General features: G+C 72.2%; 19 protein-coding genes. 8 read left to right on the top strand and 11 right to left on the bottom strand.

Going from position 1 to position 22,091, the window contains the following annotated elements:
* Positions 1 to 19: 19 nt before the first annotated feature.
* The 3 genes from ACFWU9_RS13810 to tdh form a co-directional block, all read right to left on the bottom strand.
* On the bottom strand, positions 20 to 934 hold the full coding sequence (locus tag ACFWU9_RS13810; RefSeq protein ID WP_384318025.1) for a LysR substrate-binding domain-containing protein: 915 nt from the start codon (positions 932 to 934) through the stop codon (positions 20 to 22).
* A gap of 42 nt (positions 935 to 976) precedes the next feature.
* Positions 977 to 2,158 carry a glycine C-acetyltransferase gene (locus tag ACFWU9_RS13805; RefSeq protein WP_384317754.1) on the bottom strand — a complete coding sequence of 394 codons (1,182 nt, stop codon included), beginning with the start codon at positions 2,156 to 2,158 and terminating at the stop codon, positions 977 to 979.
* Positions 2,159 to 2,294: 136 nt separating this feature from the next.
* A complete protein-coding gene (tdh, locus tag ACFWU9_RS13800) occupies positions 2,295 to 3,320 on the bottom strand; it encodes an L-threonine 3-dehydrogenase (RefSeq protein ID WP_384317751.1) in 1,026 nt (341 codons plus the stop codon).
* A 360-nt stretch (positions 3,321 to 3,680) separates the two neighbouring features.
* On the opposite strand from tdh, the gene ACFWU9_RS13795 reads away from it, so the two are divergent.
* Positions 3,681 to 5,321 (top strand): CAP domain-containing protein, encoded by a 1,641-nt coding sequence (locus ACFWU9_RS13795; protein WP_384317748.1) that lies wholly within the window; start codon positions 3,681 to 3,683, stop codon positions 5,319 to 5,321.
* Positions 5,322 to 5,733: 412 nt separating this feature from the next.
* Positions 5,734 to 6,813 (top strand): hypothetical protein, encoded by a 1,080-nt coding sequence (locus tag ACFWU9_RS13790; RefSeq protein WP_384317746.1) that lies wholly within the window; start codon positions 5,734 to 5,736, stop codon positions 6,811 to 6,813.
* A 56-nt stretch (positions 6,814 to 6,869) separates the two neighbouring features.
* On the opposite strand, the gene ACFWU9_RS13785 is transcribed toward ACFWU9_RS13790, so the two are convergent.
* From ACFWU9_RS13785 to ACFWU9_RS13765, 5 genes are read right to left on the bottom strand one after another with little or no spacing between them, the layout of a single operon-like run.
* Entirely contained in the window at positions 6,870 to 8,474 is a 1,605-nt protein-coding gene (locus ACFWU9_RS13785; protein WP_384317743.1) for a cytochrome P450, read from the bottom strand.
* A 54-nt stretch (positions 8,475 to 8,528) separates the two neighbouring features.
* Positions 8,529 to 9,140, bottom strand: a complete 612-nt coding sequence (locus ACFWU9_RS13780) for an ATP/GTP-binding protein (RefSeq protein WP_242574377.1) — start codon at positions 9,138 to 9,140, stop codon at positions 8,529 to 8,531.
* Positions 9,121 to 9,492 (bottom strand): DUF742 domain-containing protein, encoded by a 372-nt coding sequence (locus ACFWU9_RS13775; RefSeq protein ID WP_384317740.1) that lies wholly within the window; start codon positions 9,490 to 9,492, stop codon positions 9,121 to 9,123. The genes ACFWU9_RS13780 and ACFWU9_RS13775 overlap by 20 nt, the downstream gene beginning before the upstream one ends.
* A complete protein-coding gene (locus tag ACFWU9_RS13770; protein ID WP_384317738.1) occupies positions 9,489 to 9,896 on the bottom strand; it encodes a roadblock/LC7 domain-containing protein in 408 nt (135 codons plus the stop codon). The genes ACFWU9_RS13775 and ACFWU9_RS13770 overlap by 4 nt, the downstream gene beginning before the upstream one ends.
* Entirely contained in the window at positions 9,893 to 11,650 is a 1,758-nt protein-coding gene (locus ACFWU9_RS13765) for an ATP-binding protein (protein ID WP_384317735.1), read from the bottom strand. The genes ACFWU9_RS13770 and ACFWU9_RS13765 overlap by 4 nt, the downstream gene beginning before the upstream one ends.
* A 377-nt stretch (positions 11,651 to 12,027) precedes the next feature.
* On the opposite strand from ACFWU9_RS13765, the gene ACFWU9_RS13760 reads away from it, so the two are divergent.
* The 3 genes from ACFWU9_RS13760 (at position 12,028) to ACFWU9_RS13750 (ending at position 14,757) form a co-directional block, all read left to right on the top strand.
* Positions 12,028 to 12,951 (top strand): hypothetical protein, encoded by a 924-nt coding sequence (locus ACFWU9_RS13760; RefSeq protein WP_384317732.1) that lies wholly within the window; start codon positions 12,028 to 12,030, stop codon positions 12,949 to 12,951.
* Between the two features lie 126 nt (positions 12,952 to 13,077).
* Positions 13,078 to 14,466, top strand: a complete 1,389-nt coding sequence (locus tag ACFWU9_RS13755) for a D-alanyl-D-alanine carboxypeptidase family protein (RefSeq protein ID WP_384317729.1) — start codon at positions 13,078 to 13,080, stop codon at positions 14,464 to 14,466.
* Between the two features lie 90 nt (positions 14,467 to 14,556).
* Positions 14,557 to 14,757: a hypothetical protein gene (locus ACFWU9_RS13750; RefSeq protein WP_384317726.1), complete on the top strand. Its 201-nt coding sequence runs from the start codon at positions 14,557 to 14,559 to the stop codon at positions 14,755 to 14,757.
* Here the strand turns inward: ACFWU9_RS13750 and ACFWU9_RS13745 are convergent.
* Positions 14,742 to 17,408 (bottom strand): ATP-binding protein, encoded by a 2,667-nt coding sequence (locus tag ACFWU9_RS13745; protein ID WP_384317723.1) that lies wholly within the window; start codon positions 17,406 to 17,408, stop codon positions 14,742 to 14,744. The two genes, ACFWU9_RS13750 and ACFWU9_RS13745, sit on opposite strands and share 16 nt — an antisense overlap.
* Positions 17,409 to 17,559: 151 nt before the next feature.
* On the opposite strand from ACFWU9_RS13745, the gene ACFWU9_RS13740 reads away from it, so the two are divergent.
* The gene (locus ACFWU9_RS13740) at positions 17,560 to 18,597 is read left to right on the top strand and encodes an abortive infection protein (RefSeq protein ID WP_384317720.1); all 1,038 of its coding nucleotides are present in this window, start codon (positions 17,560 to 17,562) and stop codon (positions 18,595 to 18,597) included.
* Here the strand turns inward: ACFWU9_RS13740 and ACFWU9_RS13735 are convergent.
* The gene (locus tag ACFWU9_RS13735) at positions 18,594 to 19,934 is read right to left on the bottom strand and encodes a hypothetical protein (RefSeq protein ID WP_384317717.1); all 1,341 of its coding nucleotides are present in this window, start codon (positions 19,932 to 19,934) and stop codon (positions 18,594 to 18,596) included. The genes ACFWU9_RS13740 and ACFWU9_RS13735 overlap by 4 nt on opposite strands.
* A gap of 157 nt (positions 19,935 to 20,091) precedes the next feature.
* Positions 20,092 to 20,862 (bottom strand): antibiotic biosynthesis monooxygenase, encoded by a 771-nt coding sequence (locus ACFWU9_RS13730; RefSeq protein ID WP_384317714.1) that lies wholly within the window; start codon positions 20,860 to 20,862, stop codon positions 20,092 to 20,094.
* Positions 20,863 to 20,976: 114 nt separating this feature from the next.
* Between ACFWU9_RS13730 and ACFWU9_RS13725 the strand changes: the two genes are divergently transcribed.
* Positions 20,977 to 21,195, top strand: a complete 219-nt coding sequence (locus tag ACFWU9_RS13725) for a winged helix-turn-helix transcriptional regulator (protein WP_384317712.1) — start codon at positions 20,977 to 20,979, stop codon at positions 21,193 to 21,195.
* 628 nt (positions 21,196 to 21,823) lie between these two features.
* Positions 21,824 to 22,072 carry a type A2 lantipeptide gene (locus ACFWU9_RS13720; RefSeq protein WP_384317709.1) on the top strand — a complete coding sequence of 83 codons (249 nt, stop codon included), beginning with the start codon at positions 21,824 to 21,826 and terminating at the stop codon, positions 22,070 to 22,072.
* Positions 22,073 to 22,091: the final 19 nt, after the last annotated feature.

The following is a 22,091-nucleotide window of genomic DNA, read 5'->3' as shown; positions in this document are numbered from 1 at the left end:
AGGGGCCCGGGGGCCGGGTTCAGCCCGTCGTCAGGCCCGACGCCGATTCCGTCAGGGCGTCCAGGACCGGGCGGATCAGCGGGTGGTGGTCCGCGCCCCTGCGGACCGCCGCGAAGACCCGGCGCGTGGCGGGCGGGCCCGAGACCGGGCGTACCACCGTGCCCTTCAGCTCCATCCCCCGCAGCGCCGAGCGCGGTACGAGCGCCACACCGGCGCCCGCGCCCGCGAGGGCGACCACCGCGCGGAAGTCGTCCGAGGAGTGCACCAGGCGCGGCTCGAAGCCCGCCAGCTCGCAGGCGAGGCGCATCACCTCATGGCACGGGTTGCCCGGGTAGGGGCTGATCCAGTCGCTGTCCGACAGCTCCGCGAGCGGGACCACGATCTCGCGGCAGAGCGGGTGCCCCTCGGGCAGGACGGCGTCGAACGGCTCGGCGTAGAGCGGTACGCGCGACAGGCGCGGATCGTCCGCCGTGGGCGCGCCCCGGTACTCGACGGCGAGCGCCACGTCCGCCTGGCCGTCGAGCAGGAGCGGCAGGCTCTCGTCGCCCTCGGAGTCCCGTACCCGTACGCGGATGCCCGGGTGCGAGTCGGCGAGCTGCGCGATCGCCGGGGCCAGCACCTCGGCGATCCCGGTGGCGAACGCCGCGACCGTGATCTCCCCGGCGACCCCGCCCGCGTACGCCGCCAGCTCCGCCTCCGCCCGCTCCAGCTGCGAGAGGACCGCGTGGGCGTGGGTGAGCAGGATCTCCCCCGCCGCCGTCAGCCGTACGCCCCGGCCGCTGCGGGTCAGCAGCACATGACCGGTCTCCTGCTCCAGCGCGGCGAGCTGCTGGGAGACGGCCGAGGGGGTCAGATACAGCGCGGCCGCCGCGGCGGTCACCGTACGGTGGTCCGCCACGGCCCGCAGGATGCGCAGTCGCCGGGGGTCGATCACCCAGCCATTCTGCCAGGTCACGACCCCTTCGGACCGGGCCCCTCAGCCGGCCAGCGCCGCACGCGCGTCGACGAACGCCGCCACCGCCCGCTTCACGTCCGCCGTCGAGTGCGCCGCCGACAGCTGCACCCGGATGCGGGCCTGTCCCATCGGGACGACGGGGTAGGAGAACCCGATCACATATACCCCGCGCTCCAGCAGCAGCTCCGCCATCCGTCCGGCCTCCGCGGCATCGCCGATCATGACGGGGGCGATGGGGTGGTCGCCGGGGAGGATGTCGAACCCGGCCGCCGCCATCTCCGTACGGAAGAGGGCCGTGTTCGCGTTCAGCCGCTCGCGCAGCTCGTCCGCGCTCTCCAGCAGGTCGAGGACCGTGATCGAGGCGGCGGCGATGACCGGGGCGAGGGAGTTGGAGAAGAGGTACGGGCGCGAGCGCTGGCGCAGCAGGGCGACGATCTCCGCGCGGGCGGCGACGTAGCCGCCGGATGCGCCGCCGAGCGCCTTGCCGAGCGTGCCGGTGATGATGTCGACGCGGTCCCTCACGCCGTGCAGTTCGGGGGTGCCCCGGCCGCCGGGGCCGACGAAGCCGACGGCGTGGGAGTCGTCGACCATCACCATGGCGTCGTACCGGTCGGCGAGGTCGCAGATCTCGGCCAGCGGGGCGACATAGCCGTCCATGGAGAAGACGCCGTCCGTCACGACGAGGCGGCGGCGCGCGTCCTGCGACTCCTTGAGCCTGGCTTCGAGCTCGGCGAGGTCGCGGTTGGCGTAGCGCAGCCGGCGGGCCTTGGAGAGCCGGATGCCGTCGATGATGCTGGCGTGGTTGAGGGCGTCGGAGATGACCGCGTCCTCGGGGCCGAGCAGGGTCTCGAAGACGCCGCCGTTGGCGTCGAAGCAGGAGGAGTAGAGGATCGTGTCCCCCTGGCCGAGGAACGAGGAGAGGCGCCGCTCCAGCTCCTTGTGGATCTCCTGGGTGCCGCAGATGAAGCGTACGGAGGCCATGCCGTAGCCCCAGCGGTCGAGCGCGTCCTTCGCCGCGGCGACGACGTCGGGGTGGTCGGCGAGGCCGAGGTAGTTGTTGGCGCAGAAGTTGAGTACGTCACCGGCTCCGACGGAGACGGACGCGCTCTGCGGGGTGGAGATGACACGCTCGGGCTTGAAGAGACCGGCGTCACGGATCTCGTCGAGGGTGGTGCGGAGGTCGTCGCGGACGGACGCGTACATACAGGGCTCCGGGGTGAAGGGTGAGCGGTCGAGGGGTGGTGACAGTCGAGGGGTCGTGGCGTCCTGAACGCCGGGGACCGTGGACGCCGAGGACCATGGACGTCGTGTTCGGGAAGGAGGCTCCGCAGGGGGAGGCTCAGGCCCAGTTGAGAATGATCTTGCCGCCGGTGGCTCTCGCCGCCTCGTCGAAGGCCGCGTCGAAGTCCTCGTAGCCGTAGGTGCCGGTGATGACGGGCCCGAGGTCGAGACCGCCTTCGAGCAGGACCGTCATCGCGTACCACGTCTCGTACATCTCACGGCCGTAGATGCCCTTGACCGTGATCATCGAGGTCACGATCTTCGCCCAGTCGACGGCGAACTCCTTCGCGGGCAGTCCCAGCATGGCGATCCGGCCGCCGTGCGTCATGTTGTCGACCATGTCGCGCATCGCCTCCGGGCGGCCGGACATCTCCAGACCGACGTCGAACCCCTCCTTGAGGCCGAGCCGCCGCTGTGCCTCGGCGATGCCGGTGTTCGACACGTCGAGCGCGAGGGTGGCGCCGACCTTGCGGGCGATCTCCAGCCGTTCCGGGCTGACGTCCGTGATCACGATGTTGCGCGCGCCCGCGTGCCGGGCGACGGCCGTCGCCATGATGCCGATCGGGCCCGCGCCGGTGATCAGTACGTCCTCGCCGACGAGGGGGAAGGTCAGCGCGGTGTGGACGGCGTTGCCGAACGGGTCGAAGATCGCCGCGATGTCGAGGTCGACGGAGGCGCGGTGGACCCAGACGTTCGACGCGGGGAGGACGACGTACTCGGCGAACGCGCCGTCGCGGCCGACCCCGAGTCCGACGGTGCTGCGGCACAGATGTCTGCGGCCCGCCAGACAGTTGCGGCATTTGCCGCAGACGAGATGGCCTTCGCCGCTCACGAGGTCCCCGACGGCGATGTCCTGGACGTCGGCGCCGACGGAGGCGACCTCGCCGACGAACTCGTGACCAAGAACACGTGGCGCCTCGACCGCCTGCTGCGCCCATTCGTCCCAGGCGCGGATGTGCAGATCGGTGCCGCAGATACCGGTACGGAGCACCTTGATGAGTACGTCGCCGGGCCCGGCCTCCGGCTCGGGCACATCGGTGAGCCGGAGCCCCGGCTCGGCCGTCAGCTTCACAAGTGCCTTCATCGGGGCGGCTCCAGGCGTGCGGTCCAGGTACGGACGGAGTGCGGAGGGGGTGCGGAGGGGGTGCGGAGGGTGCGGACCGAGGCGCGGGCGCGGGTGCCCCGCGCGTGCGGACCCGGCTCAATGCTGATCGATCCCGGCACCAATCTCCCGCCGCCACGACCATTCAGTCCATCGAGGATTTCTTAAGCGGTCCGACAGACAAGCTTCACGCGGGACGGGAGGCGGGCGGCGGGCCGAACCGGAAACCGGGTAGGAAATCGACCACTTGTGCGTACTCAACTACGGCATCCGCGAGATGGGGCGCCACGACTCCCCTTACGATCGGTGGCCACCGCGAGTCATGAGTGGGAGTGAGTCAGCGTGAGCAGTCCGTTCAAGGCCTCAGTGGTCAAAGCGGCGCAGGCCGGGGACCAGCGGGCCAGGGACAGCCTCGGCCACGAGTCGCTGCCGCTCGTCCACCAACTCGTCGGCCAGGCCCTGTACAGCCACCCGGACACGGGCGCGGTGGCGCGGGAGGCCGTACGCCACGCGCTTGACGGCCTCGACGGACTGCGCCGCCCGGCCGACTACCGCTCGTATCTATTGACCACGACGATCGGCCGGATCCGTGCGCACGCGGACGACGCCCACGACCCGGCCCTCCACCACCCCGACGCCGACTACGTGGCTCTGATGATCGGCCGTCTCGGACTGACCGGTCAGCACCGGGAGGTCGCCGGGGCCACGCGCTGGGTCGACCGGGAGCACCACGCGCTGGTGCCGCTGTGGTGGCTGGAGTGCTCCGGTGAACTCACCCGGCCCGAGGTCGCCGCCGCCCTCGCCGTCGACGCCCGGCGGGTCGACGCGCGGTTCGAACGGCTGGAGCAGGAGCTGGAGACCGCCCGTGTGGTGGTCCGCGCGCTGTCGGCCGAGCCGCCGTGCGTCCTGCTGGAGCAGCTGACCGGCGGCTGGGACCGCGTGCCGTCGCCGCTCTGGCGCGAGCGAATAGCCGGGCACACCCACGAGTGCACCGTCTGCTCCGGGTACGCGGCCGGTCTGGTGCCCGCCGACGTCCTCGTGGCCGAGCTGCCGCCGGTCCCGTTCGACCCCCGCCCCGCGGCGGCCGGTTCCCCCGCCCCGTCCGGTTCCCCCTCCGCGTACGGCCACCGGAGCGAGGGCGCGGGCGCCAACGACCCCGGCGGCGACGACGGCGGAGCCGGCAGCCGTACGCGGGCCAGGGACGCCCAGCGCCGCGACCGGCGGGCGAAGCGGCGCCGCGTCGTCACCGTGACCGCCGCCGTCGCCGCGCTGGTCGCCGCCGCCGGGGTGGCCCAGTTCGTCTCGGGCGGGCGGGGCGACGACGAGTCACGTACCTCGGCCGCCGTCGAGCCGGAAGCGCTGGAACCCAAGTCGGCGGCGAGCGGTGCGGCAGAGTCCGCCGGTCCCTCGCCCTCCCCCTCACGCACCAGCGCGAGCCCGTCGCCCTCGCCCACCCGCTCGCCCTCCAAGAAGGCCGCCAAGCCGACCAAGGCCGTGCCCGATCCGCGGCCCTCCACCGCCGATCCGGCCCCGAAGCCCGACCCGGAGCCGACGTCGAACGAACCGGACCCGGGGGGAGGCGGAGGTGACGGCGGTGGTGGTGATTTCGCCGCGCAGGTCACCACGCTCGTCAACTCCGAGCGTTCCAAGGCCGGTTGTGGTCCGGTGAGCGCCAACTCCCAGCTGGAGACCGCCGCGCTGCGCCACTCGCAGGACATGGCCGCCAGGGACTACTTCGACCACAACAGCCCGGACGGCAAGGACCCCGGTGACCGCATCACGGCGGCGGGCTACCAGTGGACGACCTACGGCGAGAACATCGCCAGGGGCCAGCAGACGCCGGCCGCGGTGATGGAAGGCTGGATGAACAGCCCCGGCCACCGGGCCAACATCCTCAACTGCGCGTTCAAGGAGATCGGTGTCGGTGTCCATGACGCGTCGGGCGGACCGTGGTGGACCCAGGCGTTCGGCGCGCGCGGCTGAGAGCGCCGACCGGCGGTTGTCCGGCGCCGGTCGGTCCGAAGGCGGTGGTGCTGATGAATCCCACGTACTTCGTCCCGTTCGGTCACCAGCCCATGGCGTATCGAGCGCGATCACGGCGATTTACGCCGAGGATCGAACTCGACCGCACGGATTCCGCCGAAACCGTTCACTCCACTGCCGTACGGGAGAGCCCGTACCTCTCTGACGTGGGAACCCGGCGGGGCGGCTCCGCCATGTGATCCCGGCCATGCCACATACGGTCATTTCCGGCCAGGCATAGGTCACTCGCACTGTTATTGACGAACCGTCATGGGCATATACGCTCCATTCGAACAGCCGCCGTCCTACACCACTTCGCACCGGATGTTCACTGAATCAGCCCTGTGTCCACATATCTCCCGGGAGGCCGGTCATGGCGTGCGTCGAGGAACAGGCCGTGGCCCGGCAGCTCCCGGCCGTGCCGTTCTACTGCCCGGTGGAACCGGCCGTGCACCCCGGCGTCGACGTCCTCAACGACCTCACCGTGGACTGGATGCTGCGCCAGAACCTCGATACGGACGAGCGGCAGCGCAGGCGGCTCGCCGTCTGCGACTTCGGCGGGCTCACCGCGTCGACGATGCCGTACGGGAGGATCGAACCGCTCACCCTGATGGCCAAGTTGCACGCCGTGCTCTTCTCCCTGGACGACGGTGTCTGTGACGAGACGGACGCCACGGCGGATCTGATGGCACAGGAGACCTCCCGCATCATCCGCGCGGTCGAGGCCCCGGCCGCCAACTCCCGCTCCGACTCGCCGCACACCGCCGCGCTGCGCGCCCTGCGGACCGAGCTGGAGGAGTACGCGTCCCCGCGGCAGCTGCGTCGCTGGACGGACGCCATGCGGGTCTACACATCGGGTCTGGTGTGGGAGGCGTCCTGGCGCCGGAACGCCGAGCTGCCCTCGCTGAACGACTACATCACCCTGTGGATGCGGGCCATCGGCATGGCCCCGTCCACCGCGATGATCGAGATCGTCGGCGGATTCTCGCTGCGCGACGAGGAGTTGGCGGACCCACGTGTCCAGGCGCTGACCGAGATCGTCTGGACGCTGGTCAGCTGGGACAACGACCTCTACTCCCGCAACAAGGAGTTACTCCGGGCCGGGGACGACCTGAACCTGATCGACGTCCTCTGCCAGGAACTCGGCTGCGAGCCGCGCGAGGCGCTGACGCACGCCGTGGCCATGCGGGACCGGGTGATGGTGCTGCACGGCCGGCTGAGCGAGCAGGTCCTGGTCGACGCGAGCGCCGAACTGCGGGGCTACGTAGAGGGGTTGGGCCAGTTCGTCCGGGGCCATCTCGACTGGGCGTCGTCCTGTCCCCGCTACTCCGTGCCGTCGGGACCGGCGGCGGAGCCGGGCGGCTGGTGGAAGCGGCAGCCCTCCGACTCGGGCACCGAGCCGCTGCCGATCCCCACGATCTCCTGGTGGTGGGAGCAGTTGGACGGGCACTGACCCCGCCGCCCCTCCGGCCCCCACCACCACGCTCCTGAAGCGCGTCGCTCAGTGCGTCAGTACCCGTGCCACCACCGCACCACGGCGCGCCAGGCCCGCGTCGGCGCGCCGGGTCCACGCTGCGCCGGAACCGGTGCGGCCGGAGCCGCCGCAGGCTCCTGCGCCACGGGCGAGGCGTGCGTCGGCGGGGCGGGCGCCGACGGTGCGGCGGGCGGTGCGGCGGGTTGTGCCGGCCGCGGTACGGCGGGTCCGCCGGGCGCGGCCTGCGCGGGCGCCGGGCGGGGCGACTCCACCTGCCACTCCTTGCGCGGCGCGTACTCCGGCGTCGCCGACGGCGGCCCGGCCACATCCTGCGGCGGGCGTGCGGCGAAGGTCACCGGCAGTTCCTGGAGGTGGCGCGACATCAGCGAGGACGACCAGCGCAAGTCCTCCTCGGGCACGGCCAGTTGAAGGTCGGGCAGGCGCAGCAGCAGCGCGTCGATCCCGGTGTCGGCGATGGCGCGCCCGATGTCCTGGCCGGGGCACTCGTGCGGGCCGCCGCTGAAGGCGAGATGCGCGCGGTTGCCCTGCATGGAGGCGTTCACGTCGGGCCGTACCACCGGGTCGACGTTGGCCGCCGCGATCCCGACGACCAGCGCGTCGCCGGCCTTGATCCGCTGCCCGCCCAGCTCGGTGTCGCCGACGGCCCAGCGGCCGAAAATGGTGGTGAACGGCGGCTCGTCCCAGAGGGTCTGCTCGACCGCCTCGGGCAGCGTCATATGGCCACCGCTGAGCTGGGCGCGGAAGCGCGGGTCGGTGAGGACCATACGGAGCACGTTGGCGATGAGGTTGGCCGTGGTCTCGTACGCGGCGACGAGCACCAGCCGCAGATGCTGAGCGACCTCCGTGTCGGTGAGTCCGGCCGGGTGCTCGACGAGCCAGCTGGCGAAGTCCTCCTGAGGGGCGGCGCGGCGGCGGGCGACGAGCCGGTCCAGGACCCCCATCACGTACTCGTTGCTCTCGACGGCCGTCTCGGTGCCCTTGATCATGTCGCGGGCGGACTGGACCAGCCGTTCATTGTATTCGTCGGGCATGCCCAGGATCTGCGCCATCACCATCATGGGCAGGTGTTCGGCGAAGCGGCTGACCAGGTCGGCCTTGCCCGCCTGGCAGAAGTCGTTGACGAGCCGGTTGCTGTAGCGGTTGATGAAGCGCCGTACGCCCCGGTGGTCGATCCGGCCGATCGAGTCGGTGACCGCGCCGCGCAGCCGCTCGTGGTCGGCGCCGTCCGCGAAGACGCAGATCGGCTGCCAGGTGAAGACCGGTGCGAGGGGGTGGTCGGGCGCGACGCTGCCGTCGTTGACGGCGCGCCAGCGGCGGGAGTCCCGGGAGAACTGGGAGGGCGTACGGGTCATGTGCAGGTTCTCGCTGTGGCCGAGGACCAGCCAGGCGGGTACGTCGCCGTGCAGCAGGACCGGTGCCACCGAACCGTGCTCGGCGCGCAGCTTCTCGTACAGGCCCGTGGCGTCGTTCTCGGCCTCGGGGCCGTAGAGCCGCCGGAGCCCGGTGGGTGCCAGGTGGTTGCCGCCGAAGGCGTCGGCGACGAGGCCGTGGGCCGGGCAGCCCGGCGGCGGGGCGGCGGGTTCGTCCGTTCCCGGCCGGTGCGAAGGGGGCGTTGTCACGGTCACTCCAGGGAGGGGAGGAGTCCAGGGATGGGCGGGCTGGGGGAAGGGGGGTCAGGCGGGCAGTGCCAGCGAGTGCAGATAGCGCATGAGGGTCATCAGGACGTCGCGGCTCGACGCCCGCAGCCGCGCGTCGCAGTCGACCATCGGCACCTCGTCGGGCAGGTCGAGCGCGGTGCGCAGCGCCTCGACGGGATGGCTCGGCGCGTCGGGGAAGGTGTTGACGGCGACGACGAACGGCACGCCGCGCTCCTCCAGTCGGCCGATCACGTCGAAACTGACTTCGAGGCGGCGGGTGTCGACGAGGACGACGGCGCCGAGGGCGCCCTCGAAGAGGCCGTTCCAGAGGAACCAGAAGCGTTCCTGGCCGGGGGTGCCGAAGAGATAGAGCACCAGCTGTTCGCTGATGCTGATCCGGCCGAAGTCCATGGCGACGGTGGTGGCGGTCTTGCTCTCCACACCGGAGTTGTCGTCCACGCCGACGCCGGCCTGGGTCATGGTCTCCTCGGTGGTGAGCGGGCGGATCTCGCTCACCGACCCGACCATGGTGGTCTTGCCCACCCCGAATCCGCCCACGATCACGACCTTCACCGCGGATGTCGCCGTGGTGGGAAGTACGTCCTCGCTCCTGGGGCCTGTGATCGTGTCAGAGCTTCTGGAGTCCATGCATCACCGCTTCGAGAAGAGACCTGTCGGGGAGTGAGGCGCGGGCGACGGGCGCGCGGGACTCGACCAGGTCGAGCGTGAGGAGGTCGGTCAGCAGCGCCGTCACCACGCTGAACGGCAGGCTGAGATAGGCCGACAGCTCGGCCACGGACAGGGGCGCCCCGCACAGCCGCAGGATGGCGGCCTGTTCGGGTGGCACCGTCGGTGAGGGGGCCTCGCGCGCCACGATCATGGTGACGAGGTCGAGCGGGGCGCGCTCGGCGCCGTCCGGGCCACCCGTGATCACGTAGAGCCGTTCCGGGTCCCCCACGTCCGCCCCGGGCAGCCTGCGTTCTCGTCGGGGAGGAGTCATCCGGTCCGCCCGTCGTGTCGCGGCGGACTCGTCAGATGGGCGCCGATCCGGACGACCATGTCGCGCATCCGGGCGCCGACGAGCCCGGCGTCGACCGTCTCGTCGGCGAGTACGGCGAGATAGGCGCCGGTGCCCGCTTCCATCAAGTAGAAGAAGCCGCCGCCCACCTCGATGACGACGAGCCGCATCCGGCCGTCGCTCAGGGGGATCTCGGCGGCGACGGCGGCGGCGAGGCTCTGCAGTCCCGCGCAGGCGGCGGCGAGCCGGTCGGCGACGTCGGGGTCACCGCCGTGCCTGGCGATACGCAGTCCGTCGGCGGAGAGCACCACGATCTGCTGAACCTGCGGAACCCCGTCCGCGAGCTCCTTGAGCATCCAGTCCAAGTTCGCGCGCTGCTGGATCACTTCAGGTCCCCTTTGCCCCACACGTCGTCTGATTCGCCGCGCTCGCCGGGCCGGTCCGGCGGCGCTTCCCCTGTGTCTGTCGCGGCGCCCGCTCCCGTGCCCTTGCCCGTACCGGGGGCGCCCGTCGACGGCTCCTGGCGCGGCTCGCCGTTGACCGCCTTGGTAAAAGCTTCGAGCCAGATGCCGGGGCCGGGTTTTTGGGCCGCCTCCCCGGCGCCGTTCGAGGTGCCGGGCGCTCCGGCCGTGCCGGCGGCGGTGCCGTTCGACGGGCGCGGCGCGGGTGTCCGCACGATGTTGTGCGAGCCCAGCGGGGCCCTGCCCCGGCTGCGGCGCTGCGGGAGTCCGTTCGCCGTCCACTCGGTGACGACGGGGACGTCGTCCTCCATGGCCGCCCGGGCGGGCACCGACCGTACCGGGCCGGTGGCCGGGCGCGGCGCGGGAACGGGTGCGGGTGCGGTGGCGGGCGCCTGACCGGAGGTACGGTCACCGGCCGGGGCCGGCCGGTTCGGTGCACCGCTCGTGGCAGCCGGGCGCGGGGGGCGCATCTGGGGCAGCTCGGTGCCGCCGATGCCCAACGCGGTGGCGCCGATGCCATGGGCGATACCGGGCGCGGGCCCGGTGGTGACCACGTCGCGCGGTACGACGAGGACGGCGCGGACGCCTCCGTACGCGGACTGCCGCAGCGAGACCTGGAGGTTGTACATCTGGCAGAGGCGGCCGACGACCGCCATGCCGAGGCGCGGGGTCTCGCCGAGGTCGTTGAGGTCGATACCGGCCTGTGCCTGCGCGAGCATCCGCTCGGCCCGTGTGCGGGCCTCCTCGCTGAGACTGACGCCGCCGTCCTCGATCTCGATGGCGATGCCGGTCTGCACCTCGACGGCGGTCACATGGACACGTGTCTGCGGGGGCGAGTAGCGGGTGGCGTTGTCGAGGAGTTCGGCGCAGGCGTGGATCAGCGGTTCGACCGCCGTGCCGATGATGGCGACCTTGGCGATCGAGTGCAGATCGACCCGCTGGTACTCCAGGATGCGGGACATGGCACCGCGCAGCACGCTGAACAGCGGTACGGGCCTTGGCCATTGGCGTCCGGGGCGGGCCTTGCCGAGGACGGCGACACTGTCGGCGAGCCGGCCGATGAGGGCGGTGCCGTGGTCGATGCGCAGCAGGTCGTCGAAGACCTCGGGGTCCCGGCCGTGGTGCTCCTCCATCTCGCGGAGTTCGCTGGCCTGTTGGTGCACGAGGGACTGGACGCGGCGGGCGATGTTGACGAAGGAGCGCTGCGCGGACTCGCGCATGGCTTCCTCGTCGTCGACGATGTCGAGGATCGCGCGGAGCAACACGCGCTGGGACTCGGGGAGTTCGCGGTAGCGCTCGTCGCCGTCGACGATGACGTTCATGACCTCCTGGGGCGAGTTCCCCCGGCGGAGCTGGTAGATCGCGAGCGGCATCAGTTCCTTGCCGAGACGCACGCTCTGGCTGTCGTGCTCGGCGATGCGCCGTTCCAGGAAGGCGACATGCTGCCCGTACCGCGTGTGCAGGGCGCGCGTCGCCTCTCCCCGGCGGCTGATCTCCCGCGCGCCCCAGCTGACGAGGACGGTGGCGACCGCGCCGTACGCCGCGACCGGTATACGGGCGGCGTCGGCGACGAAGACCACGACGACGGCGGTCGCCGTCGCCATCAGGGCCGCGGAGAGCAGAAGCGCGCGAACGGTGGATGGCACTTGATCATTCATGGGTGCTTCAACACGAACCATGTAAGGCCTCTGGCGGTCGATTCAGGGGTCGGCTATTCGAAACTATTGCGGCACATGGGAACAAGCGCCTGATTCCGTATCAACTCGGCGCGCTCCGCGAGAGCTTAGTCCGGGCGAAACACCTCAACGGCATATTCATGAACCCTGTGCGCGGGCGGGTCCGGCGGGCATAGACTCGCGAACTTTGCACGGAGAGACGTGATACCGGCGCGTACAGTGACGACATCAGTTCGAACGACGCGGCCGTGTACGTCCGGAGCGCCGGGTGTCAGAGCGGTGGGTGCCGGGGCGGCGGGTGGCCGCCGGCCGCCGCAACCGTGCCCCCGGTGCCCGTTTCGTTCAGCGCCGGCGGTGGCCGCACCACGCAGACTCGCCCCATGCACTTCACCCACGCCCCGAACCTCACGAGCGCCTCCGCCTTCATGACCACCCACGCGCGGCTGCTGGACCGGCGCCGCTTCGAGCTGCTGCGTGACAGCGGTACCCCGGCCGCCGTCGTCACCGCGCTGGACGCCTACCGGAACGGGGACGGCGGCTACGGCTGGGGGCTGGAGCCCGACCTGCGGTCCGCCCTCAGCCAGCCGGTCGGCGCCCTCCTCGCCTTCGAGGTGTTCGAGGAGTGCGCCCCGGCCGTCTTCTCCCGCACGACCCAGCTGTGCGACTGGCTGGGGTCGATCACCCGCCCCGACGGCGGTCTGCCGTTCGCCCTGCCGATGACGGGAGCGGAGGCGGTCGGCTCGGCCCCGTTCTGGGCCGAGGCCGACCCGGACGTCTCCTCGCTCCATATGACGTCGGAACTGGCCGCCGCCGCGCACCGCGTGGGCCGGCACGACCCCGCCGTACGTGACCACCCCTGGCTCGCGCGGGCCACCGCCTTCTGCCGCGAGCGGATCCTCGAACTCGACCGCCCGCCGCACGTCATCGAGTTCCGCTTCGTCCTGGACTTCCTCGACACCGTCCACGGCAGCCACGAGTGGGCCCCCGTCGAGCTGGCCAGACTCGCCGGCTTCCTGCCGAAGGACGGCAGCCCCCTCCCGGTCGCGGGCGGTGGCGAGGGCGAGGCGCTGCGCCTGCTCGACTTCTCGCCCCGCCCCGGCCGGCCGCTGCGGGCGCTGCTGGACCCGTCGGCGGTCGAGGGGGAGCTCGACCGGCTCGCGGCGGACCAGCGCGAGGACGGCGGCTGGAGCATCGACTGGGCGGCCCACTCCGCCGCCGCGGCACTGGAGTGGCGTGGATACGCCACGGTCCGCGCCCTCACGATCCTGCGCGCCCACGGCATCCCGCTCGCCCGGGAACAGTGACCAACGACGACCCGGCCGCTTCCCCCGGAGGGGCGGAGAAGGACGGGGAGCGGCGGCCGGACGGGGATACCTCCGGTCGGCTCACACAGCCGTGCGGGTCCCGTGGTCCGTTCCTACGGTGGCTGAATGATCATCAGATCGATCCTGCGCCCCGCGTTCGTCGGCACGGTGGCCCTGACCACCGGGCTGACCGGACTTCTCACCCTCGTCCCCGCAGCGGCCTCGGCCAGGGCGACCACCACCCCGACGGCCACCCCGGTGACCGCCCTGGCGGCCACCGGGAAGGCCGCCGACCCGGCGGCCCCCACCACCGCCGCCGTCGCGGCGGGCTCACGGGCCGGGCCCGGCGGGGAGGTCTCGCGGCCGGCGGATGCCGCGCTCTTGTACCGGCCCGGCACCCATGTACGCGCGGCGCCCGGCGCGCCCGCGCCGCCCAAGGACGTCTCCGCCCTCTCCTGGGTGGTCGCCGACGCGGGCTCGGGCGCCGTCCTCGCGGCCCACGACGCGCACCGCGCACTGCCCCCGGCCAGCACCCTCAAGACCCTGTTCGCCGTGACCGTGCTGCCCCGTATCCCCGGCGACGCCCGGCACAGCGTGACCGAGGCCGACCTGGCCGGGGTCGGCGCGGGCAGCAGCCTGGTGGGCGTCGCCCCCGGCCGGACGTACGACGTGGCCGACCTCTGGCGCGGTGTCTTCCTCAGCTCGGGCAACGACGCGGTGCGGGTCCTCGCCGGGATGAACGGCGGCTGGGACTCGACGATCACCCAGATGCAGGCCAAGGCGCGGGCGTTGGGCGCGCACGACACCCGGGTGGTCTCGCCCGACGGCTACGACGCGCCGGGCCAGGTGTCGTCGGCGTACGACCTCGCGGTGTTCGGCCGCGCCGGGCTGAGGCTGCCGGCCTTCGCGGAGCACTGCGCGACCGTCGACGCCCAGTTCCCCGGCGCCGGCCGGTCGACGTTCGGCATCAGGAACACCAACAGGCTGCTGACGGGCACCGACGAGGTGGACCGCTACCGGGGCCTGATCGGCGTCAAGAACGGCTACACCACGCACGCGGGGAACACGCTCGTCGCGGCGGCACGGCGGGGCGACCGTACGCTGCTGGTGACCGTGATGAATCCGCAGTCGGGGGCACCGAACGCGGTGTACGAGGAGGCCAGGACCCTGCTGGACTGGGGCTTCGCGGCGGCGCCCGCGGTCACTCCCGTGGGGTCGCTGGTGGCGCCCGTGCCGCCGAGCCCGCCGCGTCAGGCGTCCGAGGAGGAGAAGCAGGGCCCGGTCGTACGGGCCGGGCGGGCGTCGGTGCCGGAGCCGGAGGGAGGTGCGCGCGCGACGGACGCGGGCATCCCGACGGCGGGGACGGGGCCCGAGCCGACCGGCCAGGGCACCGGAGTGTTCGGCCGTCTCTGGCCGAAGGTGTTCATCACCATCGCGTGTCTCGCCGCCCTGGCCCTGCTCGTCTCGTGGCGGGCCGCACGGCGACGCAGGCGCCGGGAGGGAACGCTGCCGTGAACGCCCGTCACAGCACGGTTCGGACTCGGCCTGGTGCGGAATCGGCATCGTCCGGATGCGGCGGGCACCCGGAGCACGCAGAGTAGGGGGATGGAGCGACGTGTGGTGGCCGTGGTCCGGCCCCCGAGCGGTGGCGGCCGGCGAGTCCGGGTGGACGGACGCGACGCCGGTCGCGCACGGCGGCCCGCCGATGTGGCGGAGCTGCTGCGCCGGGCGGGCATCGACCCGGCGACGATGACCGACGCCGGCACCGTCGAGTGGCGCGGCGGCGGCCCTCAGTCCTGGCGGTGACCGGCGCCGGCGCCCTCGGACCCCATGCCGTCGAGCGCGTCCCGGGCCTGCCGCGCCAGCCCGTCGGCGCCGCACCACTCCGCCAGTACGCGGCCCCGGCCGAGGTCGGGGGCGGACTTCGCGGCGATGCCGTACTCGACACGCGCGACCGCCAGCTCGTACTTGCACGGTGACGCTTCGAGATGGGTGACGGCCTCCCCCAGCAGTTCGACAGCGGCCGGTCCCTCGGTCAGGGCCGCCGAGCAGCACAGGGCCACTCCTATGGCGGTGTGCGTACCGAACCGCTCCGCCCGGTCGCGGGAGTACGCGGCGAGTTCGGCCGCGCGGCCCGGGTTCACATTGGCCAGTGCCCGCGCGAGGTCGATCGCCCAGGTGCCCATCACCCCGTTGTGCCGGCCCCGGGCCGTCAACGCCCGCCCCGTCCCCTCCAGTTCGGTGATCGCCTCCTCCGTACGGCCGAGGGCGAGCAGCAGCCTGCCCCGTACGGACCGCGCGTCGGGGATGGCGATGGACGAGGCGTACGGCGGTCCGAAGCCGTAGCGCTCGGCGGCCTCGCGCGCCTCTTCGACATGGCCCCGGGCGAGCAGGGTGTCGACGAGCATGCAGATGCCGTTCCAGTGCATCGGCAGGCGGTCGCCCACCCGGTCAGCGAGGCGCAGGCTCTCGCGGAGATACGACTCCGCGTCGGCGAGGCGGCCACGTCTGCGGTGGGCGTAGCCGACGAGTGTGTGGGCGAACGCGAGATGGCCGCCGCTCCAGCCGGAGATCTCGAAGGCGCGCATGCCCTCGTCGAAGAGGGTCTCGGCGCGGTCGAGCTGGTCGGCGAAGGCGAGGGAGAGTGCGAGCAGGGCGGGTGGTTCGAAGCCCCAGGCCATGCCGGTCCAGCCGGTGCCGGGGGCGAGCGCGCCGTCGAGCAGCGCGCGTTCGGCGATCTGGACGATCTCCTCGGCGTTCTCGCCGCGCGCGGTGGCGTCGAAGGCGCGCAGCATGAGCAGGACGCGCTCGGTGTTGTCGCGTCCCGGGAGCGCGGCGGCGGTCTCGGCGAGACGGCGGGAACGTCCGCGGCCGTCGTCCTCGGTCTCCTGGACGCCCTCCCACAGGAAGTGCGCGGCCTTCAGGCGCATCTGGGCGGGGCCGGAGGGGGTGCGGGCCGCCTCGGCGGCGGCGACCTGGGCGGCCTCGCGGGTCTGGTCGTTGTGCGTGAGGGCCTGTGAGAGCCGGAAGACGGCGTCGACGCGCAGGGAGTCGTCGAGGAGTTGGGTGTCGATCGCGTCGCGGAGATGTCTGACGGTGGTGGCCGGTGACGCCAACAAGGTGGCGCAGCCCAGTTCGTAGAGGACCTCGGCCCGTACGCGGGGCAACGGCGGTTCGACCAGGGCGCGTTCGAGGCAGCGGCGGGCGGCGTCGGGGGCGCCGACCGCGAGATGTTCGGCGGCGGCCTCGCGTAACTGCTCGACCAGTTCCGCGTCGTTGTCGGGGTGGACTTCGAGGAGGTGACGGGCGGCGAGGGCGGCGCCGAGGCCCTTGCGGGTGACGAGCCAGGCGGCGCGGCCGTGGAAGGCGGTCCGGGTGGCCGAGGGGATGGCGCGGTAGACGGCGGTGGCGATGAGGGGGTGGACGAACTCCAGCGGGTCGTTGCCGACGAGGATGCGGGCGAGCCGGAGCCGCTCGGCGCAGTCGGCCGCGTCCGCCGGGCCCATCCCGGCCAGGGAGACGACGAGTTCGAGGGAGATGTCGGTGCCGAGGATCGCCGCGGCCCAGGCGAAGCGGGTCGTGCTGGTGCCCAGCTCCTCCAGCCTGGCGACGAGGCCGGTGCCGCGGGTCGCGGCGCCCAGCGCGCTGAGGGCGGCGGCGGATCCGCCGACGGGGTCGAGGGCCTGGTCCCGGGCCTTGGCGAGCAGTTCGACGGTCTCGTAGGCGTTGCCGCCGGTGACCTCCCACACCTCGCGGCAGAACGGGTCATCGGCGTGCTCGCCGAGGGTGGCGCGGGCGAGCTTGGCGGTGGCCTCGGAGGTGAGCGCCTTCAGGGTGACGAGCAGTCTGGCGCTCTCGCCGAGGGCCCGCAGGAGGTGGGCGCATTCGCCGATCGCGTCCTCGCTGCGGTACGCGACGACGACCAGGATCGGCGGGCCGCCCGTACGCCGGGTGAAGGACGCGAGCCAGGCGAGGGACTCCAGGTCGGACCAGTGCGCGTCGTCGACGATCACGACGAGCGGGGGCAGGGTGTCGGCGAGCCTGCGGAACAGGGTCTCCAGGCCGTCCCTGACACCCTGCGGGTCGGCGGGCCGGTCGCCCGGTGGCGCGACTCCGAGGGCGGGGCCGACGATGTCGTACCCGTCCCCGAGCAGGTCCCGTACGTCCTCGGGCCCGCGCTCGGTCAGGGCGGGTTGCAGCAGCTGCCGTACGACGTGGAACGGCACGGAGGTCACGGTCTCGCCGCCGCGCGCCGACCAGACCGTGCAGCGCCCGGCCGCCATCCGCCGGACCTCGGCGAGCAGCGCGGTCTTGCCGAGTCCCGCCGCGCCCCGGTAGACGAGCAGTCCGCCGGAGGGAGTGTCTCCGAAAAGCCCCTCGACGGCGTGCGCGGCGGCGGCGATCTCCGGCTCGCGTTCGAGAAGCGGGAGGCCGGCCGACTCCTCCGGCGGGGGCATCTTCACCCTCCTCAGGGGAACGGGCGTGCAGGTCAGGTCATGACCCTAGCCCGCCGGTCCCGCCGGTGGGCAGGGATCGGCGCGGATCCGGACGATTTCCTGGGCCTTCGATCGCTCGTGTGTGCGCGTGCCGTGGCTCTATGGTCACCTCATGCGAGACGAACTCACCGAGCGTGGCACGCCATTGGTCTGGAAGGGCGTCAACTACGACGCGGGGACTGACTATTCGGGCGGTGGCTCGGCGTCCGCGCCCTGGTCCGACGAGGTCGTACGACGCCATATGGCGCTCGTCCGGGACGAGTTGCACGCGAACTCGGTGACGGTGTTCGGCACGGACGTCGAACGGCTCGCCCGGTACGGGGGCATCGCCGCCGAGGCGGGCCTGCATGTCTGGTTGCAGCCCCGGCTCATCGAGGGCGACACGGAGGCGACGCTGGCGCATCTGGCGGCGGCCGCCGACGCGGCGGAGGAACTGCGGCGGCGTCACGGGGCGGTCGACCTCAACGTCGGCTGCGAACTGACGGTGTTCGGGGCGGGCTTCATCCCCGGTGACACCTACGGCGACCGGGTGGCCAAGCTGGCGGCCCCGGAGTGGTGGCCGCGTATGGCGGAGTTCAGCGAGAGGCTCGACGTGGCGCTCGCCCGCGCGGTGGAGGTGGCCCGGGGCCGGTTCGGCGGTCGGCTGACGTACGGCGGGGCGCTGTGGGAGCGGGTGGACTGGTCGGGCTTCGACTTCGTGGGCCAGAACTACTACCGGATGGCGTACAACACGGAGCACTACGCGGACGGTCTGCGCGCGCACCTGGACCACGGGAAGCCGCTGCTGATCACGGAGTTCGGCTGCTGCACCTTCGAGGGCGCGGCGGCGGCGGGCCCGTCCGGCTACGACATCATCGACTGGACGGCGGATCCCCCGGTGCTCAACGGCCCCCATGTCCGCGCGGAACAGGAGCAGGCCGACTACCTGACGGATCTGCTCGGCCTCTACGAGGCGCACGGTGTCCACGGCGCGTACGTCTACGAGTTGGCCGCGTCGAAGCCGTACTCCCCCGACCCGGCGCGCGACCTGGACATGGCGAGCTTCGGCCTGCTGAAGGCGGTCGACGGCGAATGGGAGCGGAAGGAGTCGTTCCGGGCGGTGGCGCGGCGCTTCGCCCAGGGCCCGTCCGGCGGTCGGGACAGGGCCTAGGACCGGTCGCGGGTGGTAGGGCCGCCGCGCAGGGACGAGCCGCGCAGGGAGGAGAGGACCAGACGGCCGTAGCGCGTGGTCAGGGCGGCGGCCGTCGCGGCGACCGACAGGCCGAGGGCGACGAGGAGATGGGACACCGATTCGTCGCCGAGCACCTGGAGCACCCCGAGCGCGGTGCCGAGCGGCAGGCCGAGGACGGTGAGCACCCCCAGCGCCCCGCTGATCTGCTGGCTCTCCAGGGTCTGCACCAGCCGGCTGTAGTCGGCGGCCTCGGCGAGGATCTCGGTGAAGCGCTCGGGGAGACGGTGCTGGTGCTGGAAGGCGAGCAGCAGCCCGTTGGCGGGACCGTGGGCGGTGAGGTGCTGGCGCCAGTAGGTACTGCGGAAGCGCGCGATGTTCTTCTCCAGGGCGGTGACCCGGCGGGTGAGCCGTTCGGAGTCGAAGACCTCGGAGAGCTCTTCGGTCAGCTCGTCGATGTGATCGCGCTGGAGCGAGCCGAGGAGCAGCGCGTCGAGGTAGACGGTGCGGGCGTGCAGGGCGGCGAAGTCGTAGAAGTCGCCGTCGCCGGTATCGGTCCGGTGGCCGAGGAAGGCGGCACCGTGCCGCAGCACGAGCGCGCTCCAGTCGGCGGATATGCGGACGGTGGAGGCGTCGTGGTGCGGGGCGCTCTCGGGGGCCACGGGGAAGTCCCCGGGGGCGGAGCGGGAGGCGAGCTGCCAGAGCCAGCGGTCGGCCGTGGGCGGCAGCGGCGCTTCGGGGTCCGGGCGCAGCGCCGGTGTGTCGTGGGCCTCGGGCGTCAGGAACGCGACGGTGTACGGGCGGGCGAGCGCGAAAGTGCCGGTCCCGTCGCGTACGTCGGCGATCCCGTCGAGGAGCGCCACGGGGTCCAGGGGGCCGCTGAGCGGTTCGGGGCCGGCGGTGAGGCGGTGGCCGATGGCCCGCAGGACCGGGAGCAGCGGTCCGTCGAGGCCGAGGTGCAGGACGGCGAGGGCGTGCCGGGAGTCGCGCGCGGTGGCGGTGCGCAGGATCTCCATCCCGGCGAGGTGCAGGGTGCCGTGGCTGACGGAGAGGGGGCGGTGCCAGCGGCAGGGGCGGTCCGGTGTCCCGTAGAGGACGCGGGCGGCGGCAGGGGCGAAGTAGCGGGACCGGGTGGCGGTGTCGGTGCGGCGGCTGCCGAGTTCGAACGGGTAGGGCCCCTGGGACCAGCCGGAGTCGGCGGCGGGGTCCTTGTGCAGCCGGACCGGGACGAGAACGGTGAGCGTCCGCCGTGCGCCGGTGACGGTGTCGAGGGTGGGGCCGGGGGCGGTCATCGCGGCCGCCGCCCCCTCTCGTGGCACCGTTCCACGATCCTCCTCGCGCACCTCGGTCCCTCCGGCCGGACCGGCTCATCGGCAGGCTACCGCGCGGCGGTTGGCGCGCCGGAGCCGAAGCGTCGGGAGGCGCGGGCCGAAGCGCGGGCCGGGGTGACGGGGTGACGGGACCCCGGCCGCCGGGTCACGGCTGGTAGGGAGGCGCCACTCCCCAGCCCCAGCGCGGCACCGGGGCGCTGCGCACCGGGCTCGCGTCCGGCTGGGAGTTCTCCATGGCGACGCGGGTGCCCCACTCGATGTAGCTCATGAACGCCGCGCGGAAGTCCGGGTCGGCGGGGAGGCCGGTCTCGTCCGCCGCGTCGACGAGGAGGTCCACCCAGCGCCGGCGCTGCGCGGGGCTGATGGCCCGGTCGATGTGGTGGGCGAGCATGTTCTCGTAACCGCCGTGGTGGGCCGTGTATTCGGCGGGACCGCCGAACACCTCGCCGATCCAGAGCGCGACATGGTGGGGGTGGTTCTCGCTCATCCCGGCGAACAGCGGTGACAGCAACTCGTCCGCGCGGACCTTTTCGTAGAAGCGGCCGAAAAGACGCTCGAAGGCCTCGTTGCCGCCGGCCCACTCGTAAAGGGTCGGCGGTTGCGGTGTGCCGGCGCCGATGCCGACGACATCCGTGAGGGAGTAGTGGCGCATCTCCTCGATGGCGTCGACGTAGGGGCGGATCTCCGCGAAGAAGGCACGGAATTCCTCACTGGATCTGAAGTCCTGGAGATGCTTCTCGACGGACTCCCAGTGGATGCGCAGGATGTAGTGGTCGGGCTCCTCGACGCAGCGGGAGAGCTCGAAGTCGTGGCAGAAGGGCGACCGGCCCAGGGGGCCTGCCGCACGGGCGTAGGCCGCTTCGAATTCCTCGGTGCCGTTCTCCGGAATTCGGTAGCGAATGTATTCGAGGATCATGGGTCCCCACCTCCAGCAGCGAGAATACACAGATCTTTCCGGGTCGGGGGTACCCACTTTTCGGTGCGTACGACCGGTGTCGCGGGGTGTACGGCCAAAGGGGCGGAGGGGTCGATGCCAGAGCGTGATTACCGCTGTGCGGTCGAGGTCACCGCGGAGGTGATCGGCGGCAAATGGACGCCGGTGGTGCCGGCTCACCCGAAGGAGAATGAGAGCCTCCGCTTTTCTCGGATTCGCCGGCTGATGCCCGACATCACGGAGAAGCCGCTGACGCAGCGGCTGCGCGCGCGGGTCAACCGGCTCTCGCGATCCTGCCCCCGCGGGGCGACATGAGCGACGCATCGGGCAACTGATCGCACCCGAGGACGAACGGGGCCGATCGTGTCGAACCGTACGGTGACCGGCCGGAAGGCGGCCATTTCCCCCGCGTCCGGCGCAACGCCGTTATGCGCCTATGTTGCCTTCTCCTGGAAGCCGCGCCGTTTCCCCGGAAATACCGTGATCAAGCAATCCGCCCGGCCTGCGGCGGCCTTCCGGCGACCCCCGCTCCGGCCGTCTCCTTCGATGAATCTGCACATCGAATACGCAGGCGGACACGGTTGACCGCCAGGTCCGTACCTCTGACGGTATACACGTACGGCCTTGGTGCGGGAATGTCCACTTCACTGTGTGAAACCACGTGAAGAAGCTGCCAGCAAGCGATGGACGGCCGGGCACTTCGAGGGGCTCCAACGCCCTGGTCAGGCCTGATCGTTGGGCGTTCGAGTGGCTACCCGACTGGCCCCCGTGCTTTGATCCTTCGCACTGCGGGAGTCACCCCGGCGCCATTCGGCGGATTTCCGATTCTGGATACACGGAAATCCGAAGGAGTCGCCACGACGACCGCTGCGACGGCCGGTGCGCCAGTACGGCGGGCCGGTCGTGGCCATTGTGAATAGCCATGCGAAGGGAATCTCACATCATGAACCGCTCCCCCCAGGTTGAGACCCAGGAAATCTCCGACAGCGACCTCGACAACGTGTCGGGTGGGCTCGTCGGCGGCCTCGTCGGCACCGTCACGGGCACGGTGGACTCCATCGTCCCCGTCTCCAGCGCGGTCGGCTGCGTCGTGGGCACCGTCGAGGGTGCCACCGGCATCAACACGTCGGGTGTGACCGGTCTCGCCACGGGCCTGGCGTCCTCTAGGATCCCTGGCATGGGTATGACCTGAGCGGCACACGAGCGTGGTC

It is taken from the genome of Streptomyces sp. NPDC058653 (genome assembly GCF_042716895.1).
In the GTDB taxonomy this organism is placed as follows: domain Bacteria; phylum Actinomycetota; class Actinomycetes; order Streptomycetales; family Streptomycetaceae; genus Streptomyces.
The sequence above is the reverse complement of the archived record's forward strand: the minus strand, read 5'-3'. Positions and strand labels throughout refer to the sequence as shown.

Excerpts from the sequence above, each read along its gene's own strand:
- ACFWU9_RS13805 (WP_384317754.1), bottom strand. The coding sequence starts at position 2,158 with ATGTACGCGTCCGTCCGCGACGACCTCCGCACCACCCTCGACGAGATC.
- tdh (WP_384317751.1), bottom strand. The coding sequence starts at position 3,320 with ATGAAGGCACTTGTGAAGCTGACGGCCGAGCCGGGGCTCCGGCTCACC.
- ACFWU9_RS13790 (WP_384317746.1), top strand. The coding sequence starts at position 5,734 with ATGGCGTGCGTCGAGGAACAGGCCGTGGCCCGGCAGCTCCCGGCCGTG.
- ACFWU9_RS13780 (WP_242574377.1), bottom strand. The coding sequence starts at position 9,140 with ATGGACTCCAGAAGCTCTGACACGATCACAGGCCCCAGGAGCGAGGAC.
- ACFWU9_RS13775 (WP_384317740.1), bottom strand. The coding sequence starts at position 9,492 with ATGACTCCTCCCCGACGAGAACGCAGGCTGCCCGGGGCGGACGTGGGG.
- ACFWU9_RS13765 (WP_384317735.1), bottom strand. The coding sequence starts at position 11,650 with ATGGTTCGTGTTGAAGCACCCATGAATGATCAAGTGCCATCCACCGTT.
- ACFWU9_RS13760 (WP_384317732.1), top strand. The coding sequence starts at position 12,028 with ATGCACTTCACCCACGCCCCGAACCTCACGAGCGCCTCCGCCTTCATG.
- ACFWU9_RS13755 (WP_384317729.1), top strand. The coding sequence starts at position 13,078 with ATGATCATCAGATCGATCCTGCGCCCCGCGTTCGTCGGCACGGTGGCC.
- ACFWU9_RS13750 (WP_384317726.1), top strand. The coding sequence starts at position 14,557 with ATGGAGCGACGTGTGGTGGCCGTGGTCCGGCCCCCGAGCGGTGGCGGC.
- ACFWU9_RS13745 (WP_384317723.1), bottom strand. The coding sequence starts at position 17,408 with ATGCCCCCGCCGGAGGAGTCGGCCGGCCTCCCGCTTCTCGAACGCGAG.
- ACFWU9_RS13740 (WP_384317720.1), top strand. The coding sequence starts at position 17,560 with ATGCGAGACGAACTCACCGAGCGTGGCACGCCATTGGTCTGGAAGGGC.
- ACFWU9_RS13730 (WP_384317714.1), bottom strand. The coding sequence starts at position 20,862 with ATGATCCTCGAATACATTCGCTACCGAATTCCGGAGAACGGCACCGAG.
- ACFWU9_RS13725 (WP_384317712.1), top strand. The coding sequence starts at position 20,977 with ATGCCAGAGCGTGATTACCGCTGTGCGGTCGAGGTCACCGCGGAGGTG.
- ACFWU9_RS13720 (WP_384317709.1), top strand. The coding sequence starts at position 21,824 with ATGAACCGCTCCCCCCAGGTTGAGACCCAGGAAATCTCCGACAGCGAC.